Origin of the sequence: Mycobacterium sp., from assembly GCF_035640695.1 — a bacterium.
Taxonomy (GTDB): Bacteria; Actinomycetota; Actinomycetes; order Mycobacteriales; family Mycobacteriaceae; genus Mycobacterium.
This window is the reverse complement of record NZ_DASQVQ010000175.1, coordinates 1-24,097: the sequence shown is the minus strand read 5'-3', so window position 1 is coordinate 24,097 and position 24,097 is coordinate 1. Positions and strand designations below refer to the sequence as shown.

Sequence of the window (24,097 nt, the reverse complement as noted above, 5' to 3'; positions counted from 1 at the left end):
GGCGCCTGTGCTGGAGAAGGAGCACGACCGCCCCGCCAGCCTCGACCATCCGCGCGCACCCCGCCGCCCCAGAGGCATCCCCTACTTCGAGAAGTACGCCTGGCTGTTCATGCGGTTCTCCGGCGTCGCGCTGGTGCTCCTGGCGATCGGCCACCTGTTCATCGGGCTGATCTGGGACGGCGGCGTCTACCGCATCGACTTCAACTACGTCGCCCAGCGCTGGGCGTCGCCGTTCTGGCAGATCTGGGACATGGCGTTGCTGTGGCTGGCATTGGTGCACGGCGCCAACGGCATGCGGACCATTATCGGCGACTACGCCCGCAAGAACATCACCAAGTTCTACCTGAATTCGCTGTTGTTGCTGGCGACGGGATTCGCGTTGGTATTGGGCACATACGTACTGGTCACCTTCGACGCCAATATCTCTTAGGGGTGAGCGGGATGGTTTTGAAATGATCGCAGAACATCGCTACGACGTCGTCATCGTCGGTGCAGGCGGCGCGGGCATGCGCGCGGCGGTCGAGGCGGGTCCGCGGGTGCGTACCGCGGTGCTGACCAAGCTGTACCCGACGCGCAGCCACACCGGCGCGGCGCAGGGCGGCATGTGCGCGGCGCTGGCTAACGTCGAAGAGGACAACTGGGAGTGGCACACCTTCGACACCGTCAAGGGCGGCGACTACCTCGCCGATCAGGACGCCGTCGAGATCATGTGCAAGGAAGCCATCGACGCGGTGCTCGACCTCGAGAAGATGGGGATGCCGTTCAACCGCACCCCCGAGGGCCGCATCGACCAGCGCCGGTTCGGCGGCCACACCCGCGACCACGGAAAGGCACCGGTGCGCCGGGCCTGTTACGCCGCCGACCGCACCGGCCACATGATCCTGCAGACGCTCTATCAGAACTGCGTCAAGCACGACGTCGAGTTCTTCAACGAGTTCTACGCGCTCGACATCGCGATCACCGAGACGTCGTCCGGGCCGGTGGCCACCGGCGTGATCGCCTACGAGCTGGCCAGTGGCGACATCCACGTCTTCCACGCCAAGGCGATCGTCGTTGCCACCGGCGGATCTGGCCGGATGTACAAGACCACCTCCAACGCGCACACGTTGACGGGCGACGGCCTGGGTATCGTGTTTCGCAAGGGACTTCCGTTGGAGGACATGGAGTTTCACCAGTTCCATCCGACGGGCCTGGCCGGCCTGGGCATCCTGATCTCCGAGGCGGTGCGCGGCGAGGGCGGCCGCCTGCTCAACGGCGAGGGCGAGCGCTTCATGGAGCGGTATGCGCCGACGATCGTCGACCTGGCGCCGCGCGACATCGTCGCCCGGTCGATGGTGCGGGAAGTGCTCGAAGGCCGCGGCGCCGGCCCGCACAAGGACTACGTCTACATCGACGTGCGCCACCTCGGCGAGGAGGTGCTGGAGGCCAAGCTGCCCGACATCACCGAGTTCGCCCGCACCTACCTCGGCGTCGACCCGGTGAAGGAGCTGGTCCCGGTGTACCCGACCTGCCATTACGTGATGGGCGGCATCCCGACGACCGTGCACGGACAGGTGCTGCGCGACAACACCACCACGGTGCCGGGCTTGTACGCCGCCGGCGAGTGCGCGTGCGTGTCGGTGCACGGCGCAAACCGGCTGGGCACCAACTCGCTGCTGGACATCAATGTGTTCGGCCGCCGCGCCGGCATCGCCGCCGCCGAGTACGCCGAGCACCACGACTTCGTCGCGATGCCGCCCGAGCCGGCGTCGATGGTGGTCAACTGGGTCGGCGACATCCTCTCCGAGCACGGCAACGAGCGGGTCGCCGACATCCGCGGCGCACTGCAGCAGTCGATGGACAACAACGCGGCGGTGTTCCGCACCGAGGAAACGCTGAAGCAGGCGCTCACCGACATCCACGCGCTCAAGGAGCGGTACGCCCGAATCTCGGTGCACGACAAGGGAAAGCGCTACAACAGCGACCTGCTGGAGGCGATCGAACTGGGCTTCCTGCTCGAGCTCGCCGAGGTCACCGTGGTCGGAGCGTTGAACCGCAAGGAATCCCGCGGCGGCCACGCGCGCGAGGACTACCCCAACCGCGACGACACCAACTACATGCGCCACACGATGGCTTACAAGGTCCTGGAGGGCGGGAGCAAAGCCACCGGGGAATCGAAGCGGGCCACCGATCTGCTGTCCGACATCCACCTGGACTTCAAACCCGTCGTCCAGACCCGTTACGAGCCGATGGAGCGCAAGTACTGATGACCGCGACGCCGCAAGTTCGCAGCCAGGACCCGCCGCTGCCGCCGATCCCCGAGGGCGCGGTGATGGTGACGCTGAGGATCGCGCGGTTCAACCCGGAGGATCCCGACGCGGCCGGCTGGCAGAGCTTCCGGGTGCCGTGCCTGCCGACCGACCGGCTGTTGAACCTGCTGCACTACGTCAAGGGCTATCTGGACGGGACGTTGACGTTCCGGCGCTCGTGCGCGCACGGGGTGTGCGGGTCGGACGCGATGCGCGTCAACGGCGTCAACCGGCTGGCGTGCAAGGTGCTCATGCGCGACCTGCTACCGAAGAAGCCGGGCAAGCAGCTGACCATCACCGTCGAGCCGATCCGCGGGCTACCGGTGCTGAAGGATCTTGTTGTCGACATGGAGCCGTTCTTCGAGGCGTACCGGGCGATCAAGCCGTACCTGATCACCACCGGCAATCCGCCTACCCGCGAACGGATTCAAAGCCCCACCGACCGCGCCCGCTACGACGACACCACCAAGTGCATCCTGTGCGCGGCCTGCACGACCAGCTGCCCGGTGTACTGGCATGAGGGCAGCTACTTCGGCCCGGCGGCGATCGTCAACGCACACCGGTTCATCTTCGACAGCCGCGACGAGGCCGCCGCGGAGCGGCTCGAGATCCTCAACGGCGCCGAGGGCGTGTGGCGGTGCCGCACCACGTTCAACTGCACCGAGGCCTGCCCGCGGGGCATCGAGGTCACCAAGGCCATCCAAGAGGTCAAGCGCGCGCTGATGTACACCCGGTGACCTCCCGGATGGCGTGGTCTGTCACACCTCGGCGGGCCGTCTCGTCTATCGGATATGGCACCGAAATCTCGCATCGACCCTGTCCCCCCGCAGCGCGCGCCGCTGTGGATCCGCGCGGCGTACCGCTATGCCAAGCGACGCTTCGGCGAGGTCCCCGAGCCGTTCGCGGTCTCGGCGCACCACCCGGGGCTGCTGGTGGCCGGCGCGGTCCATGAGTCGGCGCTGGAGCGGGCGTCGAAGAGGTTGCCCGCCAATGTGCGTGAACTCGCCGTGTTCTGGACGGCGCGCACCATCGGTTGCTCGTGGTGCGTCGACTTCGGCTCGATGCTGCAACGGCTGGAGGGCCTCGACGTCGACCGGCTAAAGGACATCGACAACTACAAGACCTCGCCGCGCTACACCGACGACGAGCGCGCCGCGATCGGCTACGCCGACGCGATGACCAACGATCCGCACACCGTCACCGACGAGCAGGTCGACGACCTGAAGCGGCGGTTCGGCGAGGCGGGTGTCTTCGAGCTGACGTATCAGATCGGCGTGGAGAACATGCGGGCCCGGATGAACACCGCGCTTGGCATCACCGAGCAGGGCTTCAACTCCGGTGATGCGTGCCGGATCCCGTGGGCTGGGCAGGAGCGGGGCGCAGCGGCGAAGCGGTGAACTTGTCCGGGTTCGCGACGTCCCACACCGCGGCGATCTTGCCGTCGGCCACCGTCATCGCGATCACCCGCGGCGTCACCCGCGGATGGCCGTCGCCGCCCGGCGAACCGGTCAGGTAAAGGCCGAGCTCGCCGTTGACCAGCGCGGTCCGGGTGGACTCCAGCCAGCCGGGCCCGTAGCGCCGCGCCAGCCCGAACATGAACCGCACCACCTTGTCGGCACCGCGGACGACGCGAATCGCGGTGGGTGCCTTGCGGTTCGAGTCGCCGGTGAACGTGACGTCCGGATGCAGCAGCGCGACGACGGCGTCCAGGTCACCGGTCGCCATCGCCGCCAACAGCCGCCCGACCACCTCGTCGTGCGAGCCGTCGGCCGGCGGCGCGGGGTCGGTCGACACGATGCGGCGGGCCCGCGACGCCAGCTGCCGCGCCGCCGCGCCGGTCACCCCGAGCACGGGCGCAATTTCTTTGAATGGCACGCCGAAGCCGTCGTGCAACACGAACGCGACCCGCTGATCCGGCGTCAACCGCTCCAGCACGACCATCGCCGCGAACCGGGCGTCGTCGCGGGACACCACCACCGACAACGGGTCGTCGGCGCCCGTCGTCACCACCGGCTCCGGCAGCCACTCGCCGACGTAGGACTCCCGGCGGCGGGCCGCCGACCGCAGCCGGTCCGTTGCCAGCCGGCTCACCACGGTGGTCAGCCATGCCCGCAGGTCGCCCGGCGCGCCCGCGGACGCGTCCCAGCGCAACCAGGCATCCTGCACGACGTCTTCGGCGTCGGCGAAGGTGCCGGTGAGTCGATACGCGACCGCGAGCAGATGAGGCCGCAGCTCCTCGAACTCGTCAACCCGCTGTACCGCGGTCATGGTGGTGAGCCTATCGATCGAGCTTGCGGCGACCGTGGTCATGGTGAAACGGTAAACCGGGCCGCCGGGCGGCGCTACGCATTCCCGCGTTGCTGCACGTTCGGACGATCAAATACATTGCAATAGTTGCCGCTAGCGACGGATTCCGTGCACAATCGAGACCATGGCCGACGGCATCCGCGCGGTACCAATTCGCGCCAGCAATCCACTGAACCCGCCGCCCGGCGCGTTCCAGCTCGACGCCCTGTCCAAGGCGATCATCGAAAAGCTGCAGGAGGACGGCAGGCGGTCCTACGCCGGGATCGGCAAAGCCGTTGGGCTGTCCGAGGCGGCAGTCCGTCAGCGGGTGCAGCGCATGGTCGACAGCGGGGTGATGCAGATCGTCGCGGTGACCGATCCGATGCAGCTCGGCTTCGCGCGCCAGGCGATGATCGGCATCCGCTGTACCGGCGACACCACCAAACTCGCCGGCAAGATCGCCCAACTCGACTCGGTCGACTACGTGGTGCTGACCGCGGGCTCGTTCGACATGATCCTCGAGGTTGTCTGCGAAGACGACGACGCGCTGCTGGATCTGCTCAACACGCAGATTCGCGCGCTGCCCGGTGTCGTCTCTACCGAGACGCTGGTGTATCTGAGGCTTGTCAAGCAGCAATACAATTGGGGAACCCGATGACGACAACCGGAGTACGAGAAGACCTTTCGGCTAAGGCCGATCGGCACCTGTGGGGCCATTTCGCGCGGCACGGCGCCGGGATCACCCCGCCGATCATCACACGCGGTCACGGCGTGACGATCTGGGATGACAAGGGCAAGAGCTATATCGACGGGCTCTCCGGCCTGTTCGCGGTGCAGGTCGGCCACGGCCGCGCCGAACTCGCCGAGGCCGCGGCCAAGCAGGCCGAGAAGCTGGCGTTCTTCCCGCTGTGGTCGTACGCCACACCGCCCGCGATCGAACTCGCCGAACGGCTGGCGAATTACGCGCCCGGCGACTTGAACCGGGTGTTTTTCACGACCGGCGGCGGCGAGGCAGTCGAGAGCGCGTGGAAGCTGGCCAAGCACTACTTCAAGCTGACCGGGAAACCCGGTAAGCACAAGGTGATCTCGCGGTCGATCGCATACCACGGCACGCCGCACGGCGCGTTGGCCATCACCGGGCTTCCGGATTACAAGGCGCCGTTCGAGCCCCTGCCGCCGGGCGGCTTCCGGGTGCCGAACACGAACTTCTACCGCGCGCCGGCCCCCTACGAGACGGATCTGAAGGCGTTCGGCCAGTGGGCGGCCGACCGCATCGCCGAGGCGATCGAGTTCGAGGGGCCCGACACCGTCGCCGCGGTGTTTCTGGAACCGGTGCAGAACGCCGGCGGCTGCTTCCCGCCCCCGCCGGGCTATTTCGACCGGGTTCGCCAAATCTGCGACGAATACGATGTGCTGCTGGTGTCCGATGAGGTGATCTGCGCGTTCGGCCGGATCGGATCGATGTTCGCGTGCAACGACTTCGGCTATGTGCCCGACATCATCACCTGCGCCAAGGGGATGACGTCCGGATACTCACCGATCGGGGCGATGATCGCCTCGGATCGGCTGTTCGAGCCGTTCGCCGACGGCAAGACCACGTTCCCGCACGGCTATACCTTTGGCGGTCATACGGTTTCGGCCGCGGTGGCGATGGCCAACCTGGACATCTTCGAGCGCGAGGGCATCAACGACCACGTCGCACACAACGCACCGGCGTTGCGGGCGACGCTGGAGAAGCTGCTCGACCTGCCGATCGTCGGCGACGTGCGGGGCGAGGGATACTTCTACGGCATCGAGTTGGTCAAGGACAAGGCGACCAAGGAAACCTTCAACGACGAGGAGAGCGAGCGACTGTTGCGCGGATTCTTGTCGTCGGCGCTGCTGGGGGCGGGCCTGTACTGCCGAGCCGACGACCGCGGCGATCCGGTCGTACAGCTCGCGCCGCCGCTGATCAGCGGCCAGGCCGAATTCGACGCGATCGAAGGGATTTTGCGAAGTGTGCTCTCGGAGGCCGGACGCCTCTCATAGCCGGCTTCGGCATTGTTGTGGGCCCGGCGCGCGGGACATCAATCGTGGCCAGACCTGAGCGCCTCGAATACGCCGGCGCGCGACAGCAGTAGGCCGCTAACGACCAAGACCCACACCGGGAATGCCATCATCACCCACATGCTCAGGTCGCCGGCAACCAGAAGCGCGACCGCGGCCACATAGCTGAGCACACTGAGCCAGCGCGGCATCAGGCTTGTCCGCAACCAGATCGTCGCCAACGAGATCATGAAGACCGCCGCCATCCGGACCGCGTAGGTTTTGCTGGACGACAGCACCACCATCTTGCCGAAATCGATCATCTCGGCGTGGGCCCCGGGATCCGCCACAGCGGCATTGGACGCGACCAGACCCGCCGCCACCGCGGTCGACACGAACATCATCGCGAGGAACAACAGACCGCTGCCAAGGAAGACAGTCGCGAAGAACCGATCTTCGTAACGTCCGAAGCCGTCGCGAACCACGCCGATGAACCACAGGAAGCTGATGCCGGCGAACGGCATCAGTACGGTGGCCGTCTTGATCCCGCCGCCGCGGCTGTTCAGCCACTCCGCCGAACTGCTAATGCCCTCTGGCATTTTCGTGCGGATCAGAATCAGCACCGCACCGAAGAGAATGGCGAACACGACACCGGCGAGGGCGGCGGCCCGCGGTGTGGTCAACTGCCGCAGGCCGGGCTCGGATGAAATGGTCACGGCGTCATCCTGTCACCGGACCCGGGGGCGGGGCGGGTTTTCGGATCCGACTTCGTTGGAGGACACCGAGGACCTAGATTGACGTGGTGCCGTTCAAACGAGGCAACAAGCCGTCCATCGACCCGGTCCGCTGGCGGCCCCCGCCCGTCGACCCGCTGCCGGAACTGCCGCCGGCAGAGATCACCGTCATCCCGGTTCCGGGCAACGCTCCCGAAGACGTGGTCGTCGACGCCGACGGGCAGATCTGGACCGGCGTGGACGATGGCCGCATCCTGCGGATCTCACCGGACGGCGGTGAGGTGAAGGTCGTCGCCGACACCGGCGGGCGACCGCTGGGCATGCACGTCGCGCGTGACGGCCGGGTGCTGGTCTGCGACAGTCCGCGTGGGCTGCTCGCGCTGGACCCGCACACCGGCGAGCTGGATACGCTGGTCGAGTACATCGAGGGCCGGCACCTGCAGTTCTGCTCCAACGTCACCGAGACAGCCGATGGCACAATCTATTTCACCGAGTCGACAAGCGCGTTCACCTACCAGCACTTCAGGGCGGCGGTGATGGAGGCCCGCGGCAACGGCAGTCTGTTCCGCCGCGACCCCAACGGCACGGTGACAACTCTGGTCGACGGCTTGCACTTCGCCAACGGCGTCACGACGACCACAGACGAGTCGGCACTCGTGTTCGCCGAGACGATGGGACGCCGACTCACCAAGTACTGGCTCACCGGGCCGCGGGCCGGCACCGTGACACCGTTGGTCGAGAACTTGCCGTGCCACCCGGACAACATCTCGACCGGTGCCGACGGCCGGATCTGGACCGCGATGGTCTCGCCGCGCAATGCTGCGGCTGATTTGCTGGCACCGCGCCCGCCGGTCATCCGCAAGCTGTTGTGGCGATTGCCCGAGCGGCTGCAGCCGGCGATTGCGAAGGAGGTGTTGGCCGTCGCGTTCGATCCCGACACCGGCAAGGTCGTCGGGGGCCTGCACACCAAGCACCCGAACTTCGGCATGGTGACCGGGCTGGTTGAGTCGGGAAACCGGCTATGGATGGCGTGCATCGGGGCGCCGGCGGTGGCATACACCCCGCTGTGACGTGGTTGCGGCCGCCGCGTTGCCGTGCCGCTGTCGGCACCCGTGACCTTCATCGCTTAGTCTGCTCTGTCAATGGGTGGGATAAGTACCGTGTCTCGTCGGCTGTTGTCGGCTGCCGTCGCGGCCTTGTTGATGGCGGGCGTGGCCACACCGGTCGCGGGCGCCGAGCCCAACGCGTCGCCCGACACCCGCAGCTGCCCGTATCGCGTGTCGACCCCGCCGGCCGTCGACGCCTCCGAGGTGCCCACCGCCGGTGACCCGCCGCAGCCGATGCCGGTGCCGGTCAGGCCGGTGGGGGGCGACGCGATGGGCGGCTGCGGCATCGTGGCCGCGGCGAACACTCCACCGCTGCCCAACGACGTCTCCGCCGAGGCGTGGATCGTCGCCGACCTGGACACCGGCGACGTGATCGCCGCCAAGGACCCGCACGGCCGGCACCGCCCGGCGAGCATCGTCAAGGTGCTGATCGCGATGCAGGCGATCAACGAACTCAACCTGAACAAGAGCGTCGCGGGGACTGCCGAGGACGCGGCGGCCGACGGCACCCGCGTCGGGGTGGACGTCGGCGGCACCTACACCGTCAACCAGCTGCTGCACGGCCTGCTGATGCACTCCGGCAATGACGCCGCACACGCGTTGGCCATGCAGCTCGGCGGCATGGACGTGGCGCTGCAGAAGATCAACACGCTGGCGGGCAAGCTCGGCGGCCGCGACACCAGGGCCGCGACCCCGTCCGGGCTGGACGGCCCTGGCATGAGCACGTCGGCCTACGACATGGCGCTGTTCTATCGGTACGCGTGGCACAACCCGACGTTCGCCAACATCGTCGCGACCCGGAGCTTCGACTTCCCCGGCCATCCGGCCCGATCCGACGTGCCGGGCGACCCCGAGCACCCGGGATACCTGCTGGAGAACGACAACCAGCTGCTCTACAACTACCCCGGCGCGCTGGGCGGCAAGACCGGCTACACCGACGACGCGCAGCAGACCTTCGTCGGCGCCGCCCAGCGGGACGGCCGACGGCTGGTCACGGTGATGCTGCGCGGCACCCGCCAGCCGATCCCGCCGTGGCAGCAGGCCGCTCACCTGTTGGACTACGGCTTCGCCACCCCGCCTGGAACCAAGGTCGGGTCGCTGGTCGATGCGGACCCGTCGCTGGGGCCGCCGAGCGCGGCGAACTCGCCGTACGGCGCGGCCGCCAACGCCGCCGGCGTGGCACCGGCGTCGGGCGGACTGCCGGTCCGGGTCGGCGTGGCGATCGTCGGCGCAGTGGTGGTGTTCTGCCTGATTCTGCTGGCCCGGTCGGTCAACCGGCGACCGATGCATTAGCGCGTCGAGTGTGAGGCGAGGGCGTGGCCGCCCGGCGTGTCGGCGCCGTGAGTGCACACTCAGCGCCGGAGTAGGCGGGAAATGCCCAGCGCGGCAAGCGCTCCCACCGCCATCGCGGTGAGCGCCCCGCGGCCGGTGATACCCTGACGCTCGCGCACCGGCGTGGTGATGATCGCCGGCTCCGGCGGCGCCACCGGGGCGTCGGCCAGGTTCTCCGTCGACGTCGCCGCCCACGCCGTCGCGAACAGGATCAGCCGCGCGGTGATGTATGCGAACACCATCACGCCGAGCACCGGGCCGAACGTCGCGCCGGCAGGGCCGTGCAGCACCGCCCGCAGATAGATCGTCGCCACCTGTTTGAAGATCTCGAAGCCGACCGCCGCCAGTAGCCCCGCCCGGGCGGCGCTGGCGAAGCTGACCGGTTCCCGGGGCAGCCTGGCGATGATCCAGGTGAGCAGCAGCCAGGAAATGCCCAGCGACACCACGATCGATGCGGCGCGCAAGCCCCAGCCGATGCCGGGCACCTCGGTGATCCCGATCGACCGCAGCAGCCGTCTCATCAGGCCTTCGTCACCCAGTGCGGTCAGGGAGATGGTGACCAGCAGCGCCACAAACGTCGAGACCAATGCGACCAGGTCCGACAGCTTCGTCGTGAAGAAGTTCCCGGTCTCGTGCTGCTGCTCCCACATCGCGGTCAGCGCCTGGCGCAGGTTGGCCATCCAGCCCAGCCCCGCCCAGAGCGCAACGGCCAGACCGATGATGCCCAGCGAGGTGCGCGAATCGATGGCGGCGTCCATCAGCTTGACCAGCTGCTGACCGAACTCGCCGGATACCGAGCTCTTGATGCGGTTCTGAATGTCGGCGAGCACGTCGGGTCGCCGGGACAGCGCGAACCCGACGCCGGCGAACCCGACCATCGCCAGCGGGAACAGCGCGAACACGGTGAAGTACGTGATGCCGGCGGCGAAGAAGTCGCCCCTGGCGTCTTGGTAGCGCTCCCGCGCCCGCATGGCGTGGTCGAACCAGGGGTAGCGCGCGCGCAGCCGATCGAGGACGCCCGGCTTGTCCGAGTCCGGCAAGGCCATCCTCCCCCAGCACGCTACCGCCCCGGTAGGAACCCTATCCGGTCGTAGACGCTTGCCAGCGTCTTCGCCGAAACCTCCCGCGCCCGCTCGGCGCCGTCGTTAAGGGTGGCGGCCAGCTCGGCCGGGTCCTCGATCAGCTCGTCGACCCGCTCCCTGATCGGGCGGACGAAATCGGCCACCGCTTCGGCGGTGTCGGCCTTCAGATCGCCGTATCCGCGGCCGGCGTAGGACTCGACGAGCTTGTCGATGTTGGAACCGGTGACCGCGGATTGGATGGTCAGCAGATTCGAGACACCGGGCTTGGCGTCCGGGTCGTAGCGGACCTCGCGTTCGCTGTCGGTTACCGCCGACCGGATTCTCTTTGCCGAGACCGCGGGATCGTCGAGCAGGCTGATCAATCCGGCTTCGGAGCCGGCCGACTTGCTCATCTTCGCCGTCGGGTCCTGCAGGTCGTAGATCTTGGCGGTGGCCGTTGGGATCAGTACTTCCGGCACGACGAAGGTGCCGGGAAAACGGCTGTTGAACCGCTGCGCGATGTCGCGGGCCAGCTCGAGGTGCTGACGCTGATCCTCACCCACCGGCACCAGGTCGGTGTCGTAGAGCAGCACATCGGCGGCCTGCAGCACCGGATAGGTGAACAGGCCGACGGTGGTCGACTCGGTGCCCTGCCGCGCGGCCTTGTCCTTGAACTGCGTCATCCGCGATGCCTGCCCGAAGCCGGTGAAACAGCCCAGCACCCAAGCTAATTCGGCGTGTGCGGGCACGTGGCTCTGCACGAAGATGGTGCTGCGAGCGGGGTCGATGCCCAGCGCGAGGTACTGCGCGGCGGTCACCAGGGTGCGGCGGCGCAGCACATCGGGTGCTTGCGGGACGGTGATCGCGTGCAGGTCCACCACGCAGAAGAACGCGTCGTACTCGTCCTGCAGCGCCACCCACTGCTTGACCGCCCCCAGCGCATTACCCAGATGCAGCGAGTCGGATGTCGGCTGCACGCCGGAGAAGACGCGTTTGGTCGCGGACGAAGTGCTCATGATGAGTCAATCTTTTCATGGCCGGGGTGCGACGTTCACCACGCCGACTTGCGGTACCGGCGGTAGCAGTTGCTACCGTCGGAACTATGCCGCACCACGACCGTGCACCAATTCACCTGGGCTCCGGAGAGCCGATGCTGCTGCTGCACCCGTTCTTGCTGTCGCAGAGCGTGTGGAAGCGCGTCGCACCGCAGCTCGCCGAGACCGGCCGCTACGAGGTCTTCGCACCGACGATGCTCGGCCACAACGGCGCACCACGCGGCCCGCTCTTCCTGGACTCCGGATCGCTTGCCGACCACGTCGAGCACCAGATGGACCAGCTCGGTTGGCGCACCGCGCACATCGTCGGCAACTCACTCGGCGGTTGGGTCGCGTTCGAGCTGGAGCGACGCGGACGGGCGCGCACGCTGACCGCGATCGCGCCGGCCGGCGGCTGGACCCGCTATGCGCCCGGCAAGTTCGAAACCATCTTCAAGTTCGTGGTGGGATTCCCGGTGTGGTTGGGGGCGCGCGTGCTCGGCCCGCGGGCGCTGAGCCTGCCGATGTCGCGCCAACTCGCCTACCCGTTGATCAGCGCATCACCCGACGGCATCAGCGAAACCGACCTGATCGACATCATCGACGACGTCGCCCACTGCCCGGGCTACTACCAGCTGCTGGCCAAGACGCTGGTGCTACCCGGACTGCTGGAACTCGCCGAGACGCGCGCGCCGACCCATCTGGTCGTCTGCGAGAAGGACCGGGTGTTCCCGCCGCCGCGGTTCAGCACGCACTTCACCACGTACCTGCCCAAGAACACGCGGATGACCACACTCGACGGCGTCGGTCACGTCCCAATGTTCGAGGCGCCGGAGCGGATCAGCGAGCTGATACTCGAGTTCGTCGACCAGTACGCGGGCCCGGAGGCGCGCCGCACCGGGTCTTAGCTTTAGCCCGCGAGCGCCTTCTTCAGGTTGTCGTCGAGGGCACTCATGAATTCCTCGGTGGTCAGCCACGGCTGATCCTTGCCGATCAGCAACGCGAGGTCCTTGGTCATCTGGCCGCCCTCGACGGTGTCGACGACGACGCGCTCAAGCCGGTGCGCGAAGTCGACGACGTCCGGTGTGTTGTCGAGCTTGCCGCGGTGATCGAGTCCACGGGTCCACGCGAAGATCGACGCGATCGGGTTGGTGGAGGTGGGCTTGCCCGCCTGGTACTGGCGGAAGTGACGGGTGACCGTGCCGTGTGCGGCCTCGGCCTCGACGATTTTGCCGTCCGGAGTCATCAGCACCGACGTCATCAGGCCCAGTGACCCGTAACCCTGGGCTACGGTGTCGGACTGTACGTCGCCGTCGTAGTTCTTGCAGGCCCAGACGTAGCCACCCTCCCACTTCAGGCTGGCGGCCACCATGTCGTCGATCAACCGGTGCTCGTAGGTCAGCCCGTTCGCCTCGTACTCGTCCTTGAATTCCTCGTCGTAGATGCGCTGGAACTCATCCTTGAACATCCCGTCGTAGGCCTTGAGGATGGTGTTCTTCGTCGACAGATAGACGGGGTACTTCTCCTTCAGCCCGTACTTGAACGCCGCGCGGGCGAAGTCGTGGATCGAATTCTTGAAGTTGTACATGCCCATCACGACGCCGCCGGCATCGGGCATTTGGATCACCTCGTGCTCGATAGGGTCGCTGCCGTCGTCCGGGGTGAAGGTCAACGTGACGGTGCCGGGCCGGTCCACCTTGAAGTTCGTCGCCGAGTACTGGTCGCCGAATGCGTGACGGCCGATGACGATCGGCTTCGTCCACCCCGGCACCAGCCGCGGCACGTTGTTGATCACGATCGGCGCCCGGAAGATGGTGCCGCCCAGAATGTTTCGAATCGTCCCGTTGGGCGATTTCCACATTTCCTTGAGGTTGAACTCCTTCACCCGCGCCTCGTCGGGAGTGATTGTTGCGCACTTCACACCGACGCCGTGTCTCTTGATCGCGTTGGCGGCGTCAACGGTGACCCGGTCGTCGGTTTCGTCGCGGTGCTCAATGCCCAGGTCGTAGTACTCCAGGTTGATGTCCAGGTAGGGATGGATCAGCGTGTCCTTGATGAACTTCCAGATGATGCGCGTCATCTCGTCGCCGTCAAGCTCTACTACCGTGCCTTCGACCGTGATTTTGCTGGACATGAAGTAGGGGTCCTCCTACGCCGTGACTTAGCTTCCAGAACTGCTTCCAGGGGCTTGCCTTGTGGGCATGGTTAAGCAACGCTCGCGGCCAGCGTACCGGCGCTGACCTCGCGATGATGAGCCGAGTTGAGCTACCGGTCGGTAGTGATCGGACCCGTTGCGAACCATCCCGCCGGCACGCGGGACGTGCCCCCGCCCGGCGGGTGATAGGCTTCTTTTCGGTCATGAGCGCCAGCTTCAAGCCCCGGCTTGCTGGCCGGCAACCCTCCAACCGCGGTGGGGTGCCCCGGGTGATGACCAGGTTGAGTAACCGGTAGCCGGTTACACGGCAAGCGCGGGTCCGCGTGACGGGCCCCGGAGTAGACAGGGAAACCTGATGCGGAGGTCCATCGTGTGCAGTTGCCCCTGACTGTTTGAACCCAATCGACCCCAAGACCGTCGTATCGGCCGTCAGCGCACCACGGCGCCGGGCCGATCACAGGCAGGAGAACTTCGTGAGTACCGAGAACGCACTCGACGATCCGACCGCCCACTGGTCGTCCGAGCTGGCCGGCGGTGTCGATGCCGGCAAGGCGTTCACTCATCCCGCGTCGACGACGCCACGCACGGTGGCGTCGTTTTGAGGACCTCGACATGACCATCTTCGACGTTTCGACAGTGACGCTGCCCGACGAAGGCGAAGTGGGCATCGTCGATATCGGCGCACTGCCGCTGGAAAGCGGGACGGTGTTACCGGACGTCTCAATCGCCGTGCAGCGCTGGGGCGAGTTGTCGCCGGCCCGCGACAACGTGGTTGTGGTGCTGCACGCGCTGACCGGTGACTCCTACATCACCGGTCCGGCCGGCGGCATCCACCCCACGCCGGGCTGGTGGGACGGCGTGGCCGGTCCTGGCGCGCCGATCGACACCGACCGCTGGTGTGCGGTCGCGACCAACGTGCTGGGCGGGTGCCGCGGCTCCACCGGTCCCAGTTCACTGGCATCCGATGGGAAGCCCTTGGGCTCAAGGTTTCCCACCATCACGGTGCGCGACCAGGTAGAGGCCGACGTGGCGGCGCTTGCGGCGATGGGCATCACCGAGGTCGCCGCGGTGGTCGGCGGTTCGATGGGCGGCGCGCGGGCGCTGGAGTGGATCGTCAGCCACCCCGACAAGGTTCGGTCGGCTTTGGTGCTGGCGGTTGGGGCGCGGGCCACCGCCGATCAGATCGGCACCCAGTGCGCACAGATCGCGGCGATCAAGTCCGACCCCAACTGGCAGGGCGGCGACTATTACGGCACCAGCCGCGCGCCGATCGACGGCATGGACATCGCCCGCCGATTCGCGCACCTGACATATCGCGGTGAGGTCGAACTCGACAGCCGGTTCGGCAACCTCGCGCAGGCCGACGAGGATCCGCTCGGCGGCGGACGCTACGCGGTACAGAGTTATCTCGAGCACCAGGGCGGCAAGCTGGTCGAGCGGTTCGACCCGGGCACGTACGTCGCGCTGACCGAGGCGCTGTCCAGCCATGACGTCGGCCGTCGCCGCGGCGGGGTGGCTGAGGCGCTGCGCTGCTGTCCGGTGCCGGTGGTGGTTGCCGGCATCACCTCAGACCGGCTCTACCCGCTGCGGCTGCAGGAGGAATTGGCCGACCTGCTGCCGGGTTGTACCGGCTTGCAGGTGGTCGAGTCGATCTATGGCCACGACGGTTTCTTGATCGAGTCGGAAGCCGTCGGCGGCCTGATACGGCAGACCTTGAAGTTGGCGACCACGGAGGGCTGATGGTGGCGAGGACCGGCCGGCAAGAACGCTCATTGTCCTTCGGGGCACAGGCCGCGGCCTACGAGCGGGGCCGGCCGTCCTATCCGCCGGAAGCTATCGACTGGCTGCTGCCGCAGGGCGCGCGTGATGTGCTCGATCTCGGCGCGGGTACCGGCAAGCTGACCACCCGGCTGGTGGAGCGCGGCCTGCGCGTCGTCGCCGTGGACCCGATCGCCGAGATGCTCGAGGTGCTCAGCAGGTCGCTGCCCGACACTCCGGCGCTGCTGGGCACGGCCGAGGAGATCCCGCTGCCCGACGACAGCGTGGACGCGGTGCTGGTGGCGCAGGCCTGGCACTGGTTCGACCCCGAGCGCGCGATCCCCGAGGTGGCACGGGTGCTGCGGCCCGGCGGACGGCTGGGCCTGGTGTGGAACACCCGCGACGAACGCCTCGGCTGGGTCAAGGATTTGGGTCGCATCATCGGACGCGAGGATTCCCGCGACGCGTTCGACCACGGGGTCACGCTGCCGGAGCCGTTTGTCGGCCTGCAGCAGGATCAGGTCGAGTGGACGAACTACCTGACGCCGCAGGCGCTGATCGATTTGGTGGCGTCGCGCAGCTACTGCATCACCGCGCCCGCGGCGGCGCGCACAAAGACGCTGCAGCGGGTGCGCGAATTGTTGAGAACGCATCCGGCGCTTTCCAATTCGACGGGTTTGGCGCTGCCGTATGTAACCGTCTGCATCCGTGCAACGCTTGGCGGCTAGCCCTTAAGCAGGAAGTTGCCGATCACGGCGGTGCCGAGGCCGGGGTCGGCGCCGGGGCCGACCTGCGAAGACGTGTTGGCGGCGGTGAGTTCTCCGCCACACCGGGCACAGACCGTCCTGGCAGTCGTGGCTTGCCCGCAGTCGTTGTGGACCATGACGACCGGCGGATCGGCGGAGAGCCACTTGTCGCCCCATGCGAGAAGCGTGACGATCACGGCATGGAGATCTAATCCCTTTGCGGTGAGGCCATATCCGTATCGCGCCGGGGCGGTTTGGTACTGGCGCCGCTCCACGATGCCGTGGCGTTCGAGATTATTCAGCCGAGCCGCAAGCACATTGGGCGCGACGCCGAGGTCGCGACGAATGTCTTCGAACCGGGACATGCCGACGAACAGGTCTCGAACGATCAGCAGGGTCCAGCGCTCCCCCACGACGTCGAGCGACCGCGCGATCGAGCAGGCGATGTTTGCCAGGGACTGCTTTGGCATAGCCGTGATCCTAGTCCATTGCTTTTCGCAATGATGATCTGCTAGCTTACTTGCGAATCGGAATGGACTCGGAGTGGGCTGACATGGGGCCGACCGAAACGGTTGATATGGTTGCTGCGTTCTGTGCTGCGGCGTGCGCCAACGACGTCGACGGCATGGTCGAAGCGCTGGCTCCCGACGCCGAACTGGTGTCGCCGCTGGTGGGGCGGATGGTGTTCCGCGGACGTGACGACCTGCGGGTACTGCTGGGCGCCGCGTTCGGCGGCCTGCGGGGACTGCGCTGGCAGCACTTCGTGGGCGACGGATCGACGCGCGTCGCGGTGAGCGAAGCCCGAATCGCGGGCGTTCCGATCACCGACGCGATGGTCGTCGAGCTCGACGACGACGGCCGGATCCGGCGGATGCGGCCGCATCTGCGGCCGTGGCTGGCGCTGACCTTGGTGGCAGTGATGCTGGGCCCCAAGCTAGCCCGCCACCCGGGCGTGGTCCGGCGCGCGCTGTCGCGAGCGTGACGCTGAGTCAGGCCGAGAGTGCGGCGGCGTCTGCGGCGTCCTCCGTGCCGAACCAGCGTCGCAGTGCGGCGCGTAGCCGCCGCTCGTCGTCCTGCCCGAACTCGTCGGCGGCCCAGGCGACATAGCCGTCGGGGCGGATCAACAGCCCGAGGACCGGGTAGTCCGGGACGGTCGCTACCACGACGTCAACCCGCGGCCAGGCACTCGCGGCGTCCGCCAGCAGTCCTCCGGACACGTCGAGCAGCACTGGGCGAGCATCATGAAGCAGCTCAGCGACGCGACGCCCGTCATCGAGAGTGAGGTCGGGCACGAAGCGGCCCGACAGCGGATGATCGTCGCCGACATCGTAGGTGACGTCCGAACCTGCCAGTAGCTGCGCGATGTGCGCGGTGGCGGCGGGTATCTGTAACAACTCCGCGAAAAGCCTTCGCAGAGCTGAAGTCTCGGGGCCAGGTGCCATCAGGGCGGTCTGCGACAGCGAATGCATCATCACTCGTTCGCCAACCGGATAGCGCTCGCTTTGATACGTGTCGAGCAGTCCGGCGGGGGCCCAGCCGTTGACTTGGGCCGCCAGTTTCCAGCCAAGGTTCATCGCGTCCTGAAGACCAAGGTTGAGTCCGGGCCCGCCCATCGCTGAATGCACGTGCGCGGAATCGCCCACCAAGAACACGTTCCCGGCGCGGTAACGCTCCGCCTGCCTGGTGTTCTGGCCGTCGATGCGGCGCAGCGCATGCGGGCCGGGTCCGCGCGGTGGCCCGATCGGCACGTCGACGCCGAGCACGCGTTTGAGACTCTCGCGCATTTCGTGCAGGGTCATCGGTTCGTCGGTGTTCGCGGTGCCGAACTCCATCGTCGCGATGAGTGGGCGACCCGGCTCCATTTCGGCGAAGAAGGCGCCGCCGTTCTCGAGCCTGTTGTGCCCGAACGGAAGTCGGCCGAAGCCGGGAATGTCCAGGGTGCCGTCGCCGGCCCGCAAGTCGTCCGGCAAGTACACGTGGGCCATCCGGGTGACTGTCGCCGACGTCGTGCCCGGGAACTCGATGCCGACGCTCTTGCGAACCTGGCTGCGACCGCCGTCGGCGCCGACGAGGTACACCGTGTCAAGGTGGTAGGAGCCATCCGGGCCGGCCACCGTCAGCCCAACGCCGTCGGTCCCGGCCACCACGCCCGTCAGCTCATGTCCCCAGCGGACCTGCACACCCAGCCGGTGTGCCCGCTCGTTGAGTCGCCGCAGCAGCCGCGGCTGAGGTATGGGCAACCCGAACATCGGGTTGTCCTCCAGGCCGGCGAACCGCACCCGCATCCCGGAGAACATCCACTCGTACATCGGCCTTGGCGGTCCCGCGGAGCCGGCGAGCTCGTGATAGAGCCCCCGCAGGTCGAGCGTCCGAATCACCTGTCCGATAAGCCCGTTGGCCTTCGGCTCGGTGCTCGATTCGGGCAAGCGCTCGAGCACAACAGGTCGAATGCCGGCAAGCGCGAGTTCGCACGCCACCATCAGACCATTGGGACCGCCACCGGCGATGACGACGTCGACTCGGTCTGCGGGCATTAGTGATGAACCTCCGGATTGGCTGGGCAGTGAGCTTCCGGCGCGGGAACACCGACGACAACATCGGCGAAACCCTGCCGGAGCAGCGAAGTGATGGGAACCGGCGGGTCGGTCGTCAGATAGGCGTCCATCGCGGCGTCACAGACCGCGCGGATGATTCCGGTAACCAGCCGCGGATACATGTCGTGAGTCGGGTCGGTGCCGGTGCGTGCCGCGATCGCCTCGACCCACTCGTCGCCGAGCTCCTTCGACACCGCCGCGCGGATCTCGGGCGTGAGGAGCACTTTGCGAACTTCCCCGAGTTGCCGGGCGCTCGGGATCATGCTGGGGACGCCCTCGGATTCCAGCGGTTCGAGAATGGCCTCGGTGATGGCTGTCCAGAGCGGCTCGTCGGCGGGCTTGTTGCGCAACGACACGAGGCTGCGCCGCAGCCGCTCGAGCTGCCGGTAGGCGATCGCCTCGTACTTGCCGGTGAAGTAGTTGTTGAAGGTGCGCAGCGATACGCCCGCCCTCGCCGCGATCGCGTCCCGGGTGACATTCTCCAGCCCGCGCTCGAAGGCCAGCTCCACGGCGGCGTCGCTGAGCGCGCGCCGGGTGTCGAGCTTCTTGCGCTCGCGCAGTCCGAGGGTCATGACGGCCAGCCTATCCGAAACTTGCACATCAGGCAAAATTGCCCGTTAGGCAGCTTTCTCCCCACGGTGGTGCGGGAAACGCCGGGGTCGGGCCGGAGGTCAGCGGGTGCCGAGCGGGTCGATCGTCCAGGCGATGTAGAGCATCGCGGCGGCGACGAGCGTCATCGTCGTGAAATCGGTTGTCTTGCCGCGGACCACGAGCAGGCCGGCCTTGCCGTTGGGCAGGGTCAGCCGCAGCGCGGCGGCGACCGCGACCCCGACGCCGATCAACAACGAGCCGCGGCGCCAATAGTCGGCGACTACAAGTCCGAAGGCCACCACGAAGATCAGCCCGACCACCAGGATCGGCCACTGAGACCTGGCGACGGCGCGGCTGTGCTCGCGGATGGTCATGCGTTCTCCGCCAATTCGACGACGTTGGTGAGCAGAAAGGCCCGCGTCATCGGTCCGACGCCACCAGGATTGGGCGACACGTGGCCGGCGACGTCCCAGACGCCGGGATCGACGTCGCCCATCAACTTGCCCTCGAGGCTTCGGCTCACCCCGACGTCGACTACTGCCGCCCCGGGTTTCACCATGTCCGCGGTGACCATGTGTGGCTTGCCCGCCGCCGCCACGACGATGTCGGCCTGCCGCGTCAACGCGGGCAGATCCCGAGTTCCGGTGTGGCACAACGTCACTGTCGCGTTCTCCGACCGGCGGGTGAGCAGCAGCCCGAGCGGACGACCCACGGTGACGCCGCGGCCGATCACCACCACGTGTGCCCCGGCGATCTGGACGTCGTAGCGCCGCAACAGGTGCACGATGCCGCGCGGCGTGCATGGCAGCGGCGCGGCCTTGCCCAACACCAGACGCCCGAGGTTGGTCGGGTGCAGACCATCGGCGTCCTTGGCGGGGTCGACACGCTCCAACGCCGCATTCTCGTCGAGATGCTTGGGCAGCGGCAGCTGCACGATGTAGCCGGTGCATTCGGGGTCCGCGTTGAGCTCGTCGATCGTCTCGTCGAGCTTCGACTGGCTGACGTCGGCGGGCAGGTCGCGCCGGATCGACGTGATGCCGACCTTCGCCGAGTCGCCGTGCTTGCCCCGCACATAGGCCTGCGAGCCCGGATCGTCGCCGACCAGGACCGTGCCCAGCCCCGGCGTGCGGCCTGCCTCGGCCAGCGCGGCGACCCGCTTGGTCAGGTCGACGAAGATCTCGTCGCGCGTGGCCTTGCCGTCGAGCGTGATAGCACCCACGACGGACATTGTGGCAGGCTCCGCGTATGGCTGTAGCCCCCGACGTGTTCGCGCCGGCCAAACTGGGCCCGCTGCCGCTGCGCAACCGGATCATCAAGGCCGCGACGTTCGAGGCGGCCACCCCCGACGCGCTGGTCAGCGACGAGCTGATCAAGTATCACCGGCTGCCCGCCGCCGGCGGAGTGGGGATGACCACGGTGGCCTACTGTGCGGTGTCACCGGGTGGACGCACCGAGGCCGGCCAGATCTGGATGCGTCCGGAGGCCGTGCCCGGGCTGCGCCGGCTGACCGACGCCGTGCATGCCGAAGGTGCGGCGGCCAGCGCGCAGATCGGGCACGCGGGACCCGTGCGGGTTGGGCGCTCGGTCAACGGCAGACCCTTGGCGCCGGTTCGTTTCTTCAACCCGATCGTGATGAGCTTCGCGAAGAAGGCGAGCCGAGACGACATCGAAGACGTCATGGCCGCGCATGCGGACGCGGCACGGTTCGCGATCGATTCCGGGTTCGACGCCGTCGAAATCCATCTGGGCCACGGCTATTTCTGCAGCTCCTTTCTCAGTCCACTGATCAACCGGCGTGACGACGAGTTCGGCGGATCGCTGCAGAACCGAGCCAAGGTCGCGCGCGGAGTCGTGCAGGCCGTCCGCCGTGCGGTCGGGAACCAGATAGCGGTCACCGCGAAACTCAATATGTCCGACGGCCTTCGCGGCGGCATCACCGTCGACGAGGCGCTGATCACCGCTAAGTGGCTGGAGGAGGACGGCGGACTCGACGCAATCGAGCTGACGGCCGGCAGCTCATTCGTCAACCCGATGTTTCTTTTCCGCGGCGACGTCCCGCTCGAGGAGTTCGCGAACGTCTTCAACCCGCCGATGAGGTGGGCCGTGCGAGCGATCGGGAAAAAGGTGCTGCGCCAATACCCTTACCGGGACGCGTACCTGCTCGACCTTGCCCGCAAGTTCCGCGCGGAGCTGTCGATGCCGCTAATCCTGCTCGGCGGCATCACGAACCGCGAAACGATGGATCTCGCGATGGCGGAGGGCTTCGAATTCGTCGCGATGGCCCGCGCATTGCTGGCCGAGCCGGATCTGATCAACCGGATCGCCGCCGACGGCGACGCGCATACGGTGCGTTCGGCGTGCACACACTGCAACAAGTGCATGCCGGCCGCGTTCCGATCACGCCCGTCGATCCGCACCCACTGCGTCGTCACCGGCGCGCCGGGTTAGTTCGCGCGGGGTTAGTTCGCGCGGCGGCGCGCCGGGGTTAGTCGCGCGGCACCAAGGCGCGCGCACAGTCCTCGACGATGTCCTCGGCTGCGGCGGGAAGCGGTGCGCCGGAACGCAAGTGGCGCCGCACAATCGCATACGGGATGTCGATCACGGCTGCCGTGATGCGGTCGTGGTCTGCGCGCCGGCGCAGCCCGCGCAGCGTTTGATCCAGTTCGCGGCGCAACTCGTCGTAGCGGCGGAGCGCATCCGGCGGCCACTCATCGCGGGCCAGTGCATCGGCGCCGACCAGCAGAACCTGGGCCTGGACGGGCTCGTCGCGACACCAGCCCACGACGAACCTGGCGCCGGCCACGCAGCGATCCTGCCGATCCGTCGCGTCGGCCAGTGCCGCCATCAACCCGGCGTGGAAGCGCTCCTGGCTGCGCAGCCACAACCGCGCGCAGAGCGCCGCGCGGGTCGGAAAGCGGTGATACATCGAGCCGCTCGGCGCCCTCGCGGCGCGCGCAACCGCCGACATCGTCACGGCCGCGGGCCCGTCGGATGCGAGGATCTCGGCCGCTGCCTCCAACAACACGTCGGTGTTGTAGCGCTGGGGCCGCGGCATGTGGCAAGCTTACGAGTGTTCCTAGTAGAGGCTGCCCTCTAATTAAGGATTAGACATGATTTCCGCCGTCATGCTCGCTCAACGCCTATACGAAGCATTCGCCCGTTTCGACGCGCCAGCTCTGCTCGAGTTGCTCAGCAACGACTTCGTGGGCATTGTCAGCGACGGCATGCCGCATGGCGTCGGCGGCACCCATCACGGGCCACGGGACATGGTCGCCCACGTCTGGGGACGCATCGCGACGCTCTACGACATCCGCCTCGAGCCGCTCGAATTCCTCGCCGTCGACGACGAGCGCGTCGTGGTGATCGGCCGCTACCTCGGCACCGCACGCGACCGGCGCTCGTCCGTCGACGCCGCCTTCGCCCACGTGATCACCATTAAGGACGGCCGAATCAGCGCGCTGCAACAAATAACCGACACCCGGGCGTGGGAGCGGCCGCCCGCGGTCTGACCGGCGCGCCGACCGGCCACGAGCCGGAGTTGATACGGATAGAGTGAGTGCCGATGAGCCGACCTGAGCCGCCCGCCCTTACCGTTCGGTCCGACGGTTCGCAACGCACTTTCGGGCCCGGCCATGACGTGGTCATTGGCCGCGACCTGAGGGCAGACGTGCGCGTCGCGCACCCGCTCGTCTCCCGGGCGCACGTGGTGCTGCGGTACGACCATGGCCGCTGGGTGGCGATCGACAACGGCAGCCTGAACGGGATGTTCGTCAACAACCGCCGGGTGCCGTCGCTCGATATTCGGGACGGACAAAGCATCAACATCGGCAACCCGGACGGACCGCAGCTGACATTCGAGGTCGGCAGGCACACCGGGTCCGTGGGCCGCCCGCCGCAGACCACGTCGGTGCGGGTGCAGCAGCGAACCAGCGGTGCATGGTCGCAGCCGGCCCCGTCGCGCACCCAGCAGCAGTATCCGCCCAGCGGCACGAATCTCGCCCGCCCGCCAATCGGCTCGGTGGCGCAACCCATTTCGCAGCCGTCGGAATCGCAGCAGAGTTACCCGCCGCCGACACAGGTGAGACCGGCACCCGGCGGCAAGAGCGAAGTGTCGAACCTGGCGACCAGCATGATTCGCATCCTGCGTCCCGGCGCCGGGGCGGCGCCGCCGCCGGGATCGACGACTATCGGCCGTGCCACCGACAACGACATCGTCATCCCCGACGTGTTGGCCTCACGCCACCATGCGACGTTGGTGCCGACGCCCGAAGGCGTCAAGATCGAGGACGCCGGAAGCATCAACGGCACGTTCGTCAACGGCAGCCGCGTCAAGGAAGCGATGCTGCATGACGGCGACGTCGTCACGATCGGCAATGTCGACCTCGTC

Annotated in this window: 27 protein-coding genes and 1 riboswitch; of the genes, 16 read left to right on the top strand and 11 right to left on the bottom strand. The window is 67.4% G+C overall.

Features of this window, described 5'->3' with window-relative positions; translation table 11 throughout:
• From VE759_RS20810 to VE759_RS20795, 4 genes are all read left to right on the top strand, one after another.
• Positions 1-430: succinate dehydrogenase hydrophobic membrane anchor subunit (locus VE759_RS20810; RefSeq protein WP_324935957.1), on the top strand; the 430-nt coding region annotated here is incomplete at its 5' end.
• 22 nt (positions 431-452) lie between these two features.
• A complete protein-coding gene (gene sdhA / locus VE759_RS20805) occupies positions 453-2,246 on the top strand; it encodes a succinate dehydrogenase flavoprotein subunit (RefSeq protein ID WP_324935955.1) in 1,794 nt (597 codons plus the stop codon).
• Positions 2,246-3,025, top strand: coding sequence for a succinate dehydrogenase iron-sulfur subunit (locus tag VE759_RS20800; protein WP_324935953.1), 780 nt, complete (start codon positions 2,246-2,248; stop codon positions 3,023-3,025). The genes sdhA and VE759_RS20800 overlap by 1 nt, the downstream gene beginning before the upstream one ends.
• A gap of 54 nt (positions 3,026-3,079) precedes the next feature.
• Complete coding sequence (locus VE759_RS20795; protein ID WP_414687971.1) at positions 3,080-3,685, top strand: carboxymuconolactone decarboxylase family protein; 606 nt, start codon at positions 3,080-3,082, stop codon at positions 3,683-3,685.
• Here VE759_RS20795 and VE759_RS20790 read toward each other — a convergent pair.
• Positions 3,618-4,556 carry a sigma-70 family RNA polymerase sigma factor gene (locus VE759_RS20790; protein WP_324935963.1) on the bottom strand — a complete coding sequence of 313 codons (939 nt, stop codon included), beginning with the start codon at positions 4,554-4,556 and terminating at the stop codon, positions 3,618-3,620. The genes VE759_RS20795 and VE759_RS20790 overlap by 68 nt on opposite strands.
• 163 nt (positions 4,557-4,719) lie before the next feature.
• Here VE759_RS20790 and VE759_RS20785 point away from each other — a divergent pair, with 163 nt between their 5' ends.
• Together VE759_RS20785 and VE759_RS20780 are read left to right on the top strand one after the other, a co-directional pair.
• Positions 4,720-5,232: an Lrp/AsnC family transcriptional regulator gene (locus tag VE759_RS20785; RefSeq protein WP_324935951.1), complete on the top strand. Its 513-nt coding sequence runs from the start codon at positions 4,720-4,722 to the stop codon at positions 5,230-5,232.
• Entirely contained in the window at positions 5,229-6,602 is a 1,374-nt protein-coding gene (locus VE759_RS20780; protein ID WP_324935949.1) for an aspartate aminotransferase family protein, read from the top strand. Before VE759_RS20785 ends, VE759_RS20780 begins: the two co-directional genes overlap by 4 nt.
• A gap of 38 nt (positions 6,603-6,640) precedes the next feature.
• Here the strand turns inward: VE759_RS20780 and VE759_RS20775 are convergent, their stop codons facing one another.
• Positions 6,641-7,315, bottom strand: coding sequence for a hypothetical protein (locus VE759_RS20775; protein WP_414687970.1), 675 nt, complete (start codon positions 7,313-7,315; stop codon positions 6,641-6,643).
• An 86-nt stretch (positions 7,316-7,401) separates the two neighbouring features.
• Between VE759_RS20775 and VE759_RS20770 the strand changes: the two genes are divergently transcribed.
• Both VE759_RS20770 and VE759_RS20765 read left to right on the top strand, forming a co-directional pair.
• Positions 7,402-8,403, top strand: coding sequence for an SMP-30/gluconolactonase/LRE family protein (locus VE759_RS20770; RefSeq protein WP_324935947.1), 1,002 nt, complete (start codon positions 7,402-7,404; stop codon positions 8,401-8,403).
• Between the two features lie 72 nt (positions 8,404-8,475).
• The gene (locus VE759_RS20765) at positions 8,476-9,732 is read left to right on the top strand and encodes a D-alanyl-D-alanine carboxypeptidase family protein (protein ID WP_324935945.1); all 1,257 of its coding nucleotides are present in this window, start codon (positions 8,476-8,478) and stop codon (positions 9,730-9,732) included.
• 59 nt (positions 9,733-9,791) lie between these two features.
• On the opposite strand, the gene yhjD is transcribed toward VE759_RS20765, so the two are convergent.
• A complete protein-coding gene (gene yhjD, locus VE759_RS20760) occupies positions 9,792-10,811 on the bottom strand; it encodes an inner membrane protein YhjD (protein WP_324935959.1) in 1,020 nt (339 codons plus the stop codon).
• A 20-nt stretch (positions 10,812-10,831) separates the two neighbouring features.
• Positions 10,832-11,848, bottom strand: a complete 1,017-nt coding sequence (gene trpS, locus VE759_RS20755; RefSeq protein WP_324935943.1) for a tryptophan--tRNA ligase — start codon at positions 11,846-11,848, stop codon at positions 10,832-10,834.
• An 86-nt stretch (positions 11,849-11,934) separates the two neighbouring features.
• Here trpS and VE759_RS20750 point away from each other — a divergent pair, with 86 nt between their 5' ends.
• Positions 11,935-12,774 carry an alpha/beta hydrolase gene (locus VE759_RS20750; protein ID WP_324935941.1) on the top strand — a complete coding sequence of 280 codons (840 nt, stop codon included), beginning with the start codon at positions 11,935-11,937 and terminating at the stop codon, positions 12,772-12,774.
• 2 nt (positions 12,775-12,776) lie between these two features.
• Here VE759_RS20750 and VE759_RS20745 read toward each other — a convergent pair whose 3' ends face one another.
• Positions 12,777-14,000 carry an NADP-dependent isocitrate dehydrogenase gene (locus tag VE759_RS20745; protein WP_324935940.1) on the bottom strand — a complete coding sequence of 408 codons (1,224 nt, stop codon included), beginning with the start codon at positions 13,998-14,000 and terminating at the stop codon, positions 12,777-12,779.
• 220 nt (positions 14,001-14,220) lie between these two features.
• A riboswitch (SAM riboswitch) is annotated at positions 14,221-14,341 on the top strand.
• Positions 14,342-14,494: 153 nt separating this feature from the next.
• On the opposite strand from VE759_RS20745, the gene VE759_RS20740 reads away from it, so the two are divergent.
• From VE759_RS20740 to VE759_RS20730, 3 genes are read left to right on the top strand one after another with little or no spacing between them, the layout of a single operon-like run.
• On the top strand, positions 14,495-14,623 hold the full coding sequence (locus VE759_RS20740) for a hypothetical protein (protein WP_324935938.1): 129 nt from the start codon (positions 14,495-14,497) through the stop codon (positions 14,621-14,623).
• 10 nt (positions 14,624-14,633) lie between these two features.
• The gene (metX, locus tag VE759_RS20735; protein WP_324935936.1) at positions 14,634-15,761 is read left to right on the top strand and encodes a homoserine O-acetyltransferase MetX; all 1,128 of its coding nucleotides are present in this window, start codon (positions 14,634-14,636) and stop codon (positions 15,759-15,761) included.
• A complete protein-coding gene (locus VE759_RS20730) occupies positions 15,761-16,507 on the top strand; it encodes a class I SAM-dependent methyltransferase (RefSeq protein ID WP_324935934.1) in 747 nt (248 codons plus the stop codon). Before metX ends, VE759_RS20730 begins: the two co-directional genes overlap by 1 nt.
• On the opposite strand, the gene VE759_RS20725 is transcribed toward VE759_RS20730, so the two are convergent.
• Positions 16,504-16,995 carry a helix-turn-helix domain-containing protein gene (locus tag VE759_RS20725; protein WP_324935932.1) on the bottom strand — a complete coding sequence of 164 codons (492 nt, stop codon included), beginning with the start codon at positions 16,993-16,995 and terminating at the stop codon, positions 16,504-16,506. The two genes, VE759_RS20730 and VE759_RS20725, sit on opposite strands and share 4 nt — an antisense overlap.
• 83 nt (positions 16,996-17,078) lie before the next feature.
• Between VE759_RS20725 and VE759_RS20720 the strand changes: the two genes are divergently transcribed.
• Complete coding sequence (locus tag VE759_RS20720) at positions 17,079-17,507, top strand: nuclear transport factor 2 family protein (RefSeq protein ID WP_324935930.1); 429 nt, start codon at positions 17,079-17,081, stop codon at positions 17,505-17,507.
• A gap of 7 nt (positions 17,508-17,514) precedes the next feature.
• Here the strand turns inward: VE759_RS20720 and VE759_RS20715 are convergent, their stop codons facing one another.
• From VE759_RS20715 to VE759_RS20700, 4 genes are all read right to left on the bottom strand, one after another.
• Complete coding sequence (locus VE759_RS20715) at positions 17,515-19,059, bottom strand: FAD-dependent monooxygenase (RefSeq protein WP_324935928.1); 1,545 nt, start codon at positions 19,057-19,059, stop codon at positions 17,515-17,517.
• A complete protein-coding gene (locus VE759_RS20710; RefSeq protein WP_324935926.1) occupies positions 19,059-19,691 on the bottom strand; it encodes a TetR/AcrR family transcriptional regulator in 633 nt (210 codons plus the stop codon). The genes VE759_RS20715 and VE759_RS20710 overlap by 1 nt, the downstream gene beginning before the upstream one ends.
• Before the next feature lie 99 nt (positions 19,692-19,790).
• Positions 19,791-20,084, bottom strand: coding sequence for a DUF3017 domain-containing protein (locus tag VE759_RS20705; RefSeq protein WP_324935924.1), 294 nt, complete (start codon positions 20,082-20,084; stop codon positions 19,791-19,793).
• Positions 20,081-20,929 (bottom strand): bifunctional methylenetetrahydrofolate dehydrogenase/methenyltetrahydrofolate cyclohydrolase, encoded by an 849-nt coding sequence (locus VE759_RS20700; RefSeq protein ID WP_324935922.1) that lies wholly within the window; start codon positions 20,927-20,929, stop codon positions 20,081-20,083. Before VE759_RS20700 ends, VE759_RS20705 begins: the two co-directional genes overlap by 4 nt.
• Positions 20,930-20,955: 26 nt before the next feature.
• On the opposite strand from VE759_RS20700, the gene VE759_RS20695 reads away from it, so the two are divergent.
• Positions 20,956-22,158, top strand: a complete 1,203-nt coding sequence (locus VE759_RS20695; RefSeq protein ID WP_324935920.1) for an NADH:flavin oxidoreductase — start codon at positions 20,956-20,958, stop codon at positions 22,156-22,158.
• Between the two features lie 37 nt (positions 22,159-22,195).
• Here the strand turns inward: VE759_RS20695 and VE759_RS20690 are convergent, their stop codons facing one another.
• Entirely contained in the window at positions 22,196-22,765 is a 570-nt protein-coding gene (locus VE759_RS20690) for a helix-turn-helix domain-containing protein (RefSeq protein WP_324935918.1), read from the bottom strand.
• A 55-nt stretch (positions 22,766-22,820) separates the two neighbouring features.
• Between VE759_RS20690 and VE759_RS20685 the strand changes: the two genes are divergently transcribed.
• Together VE759_RS20685 and VE759_RS20680 are read left to right on the top strand one after the other, a co-directional pair.
• Positions 22,821-23,219, top strand: coding sequence for a nuclear transport factor 2 family protein (locus tag VE759_RS20685; protein WP_324935916.1), 399 nt, complete (start codon positions 22,821-22,823; stop codon positions 23,217-23,219).
• Between the two features lie 53 nt (positions 23,220-23,272).
• On the top strand, positions 23,273-24,097 hold an 825-nt coding region (locus VE759_RS20680), incomplete at its 3' end, for an FHA domain-containing protein (protein ID WP_324935915.1).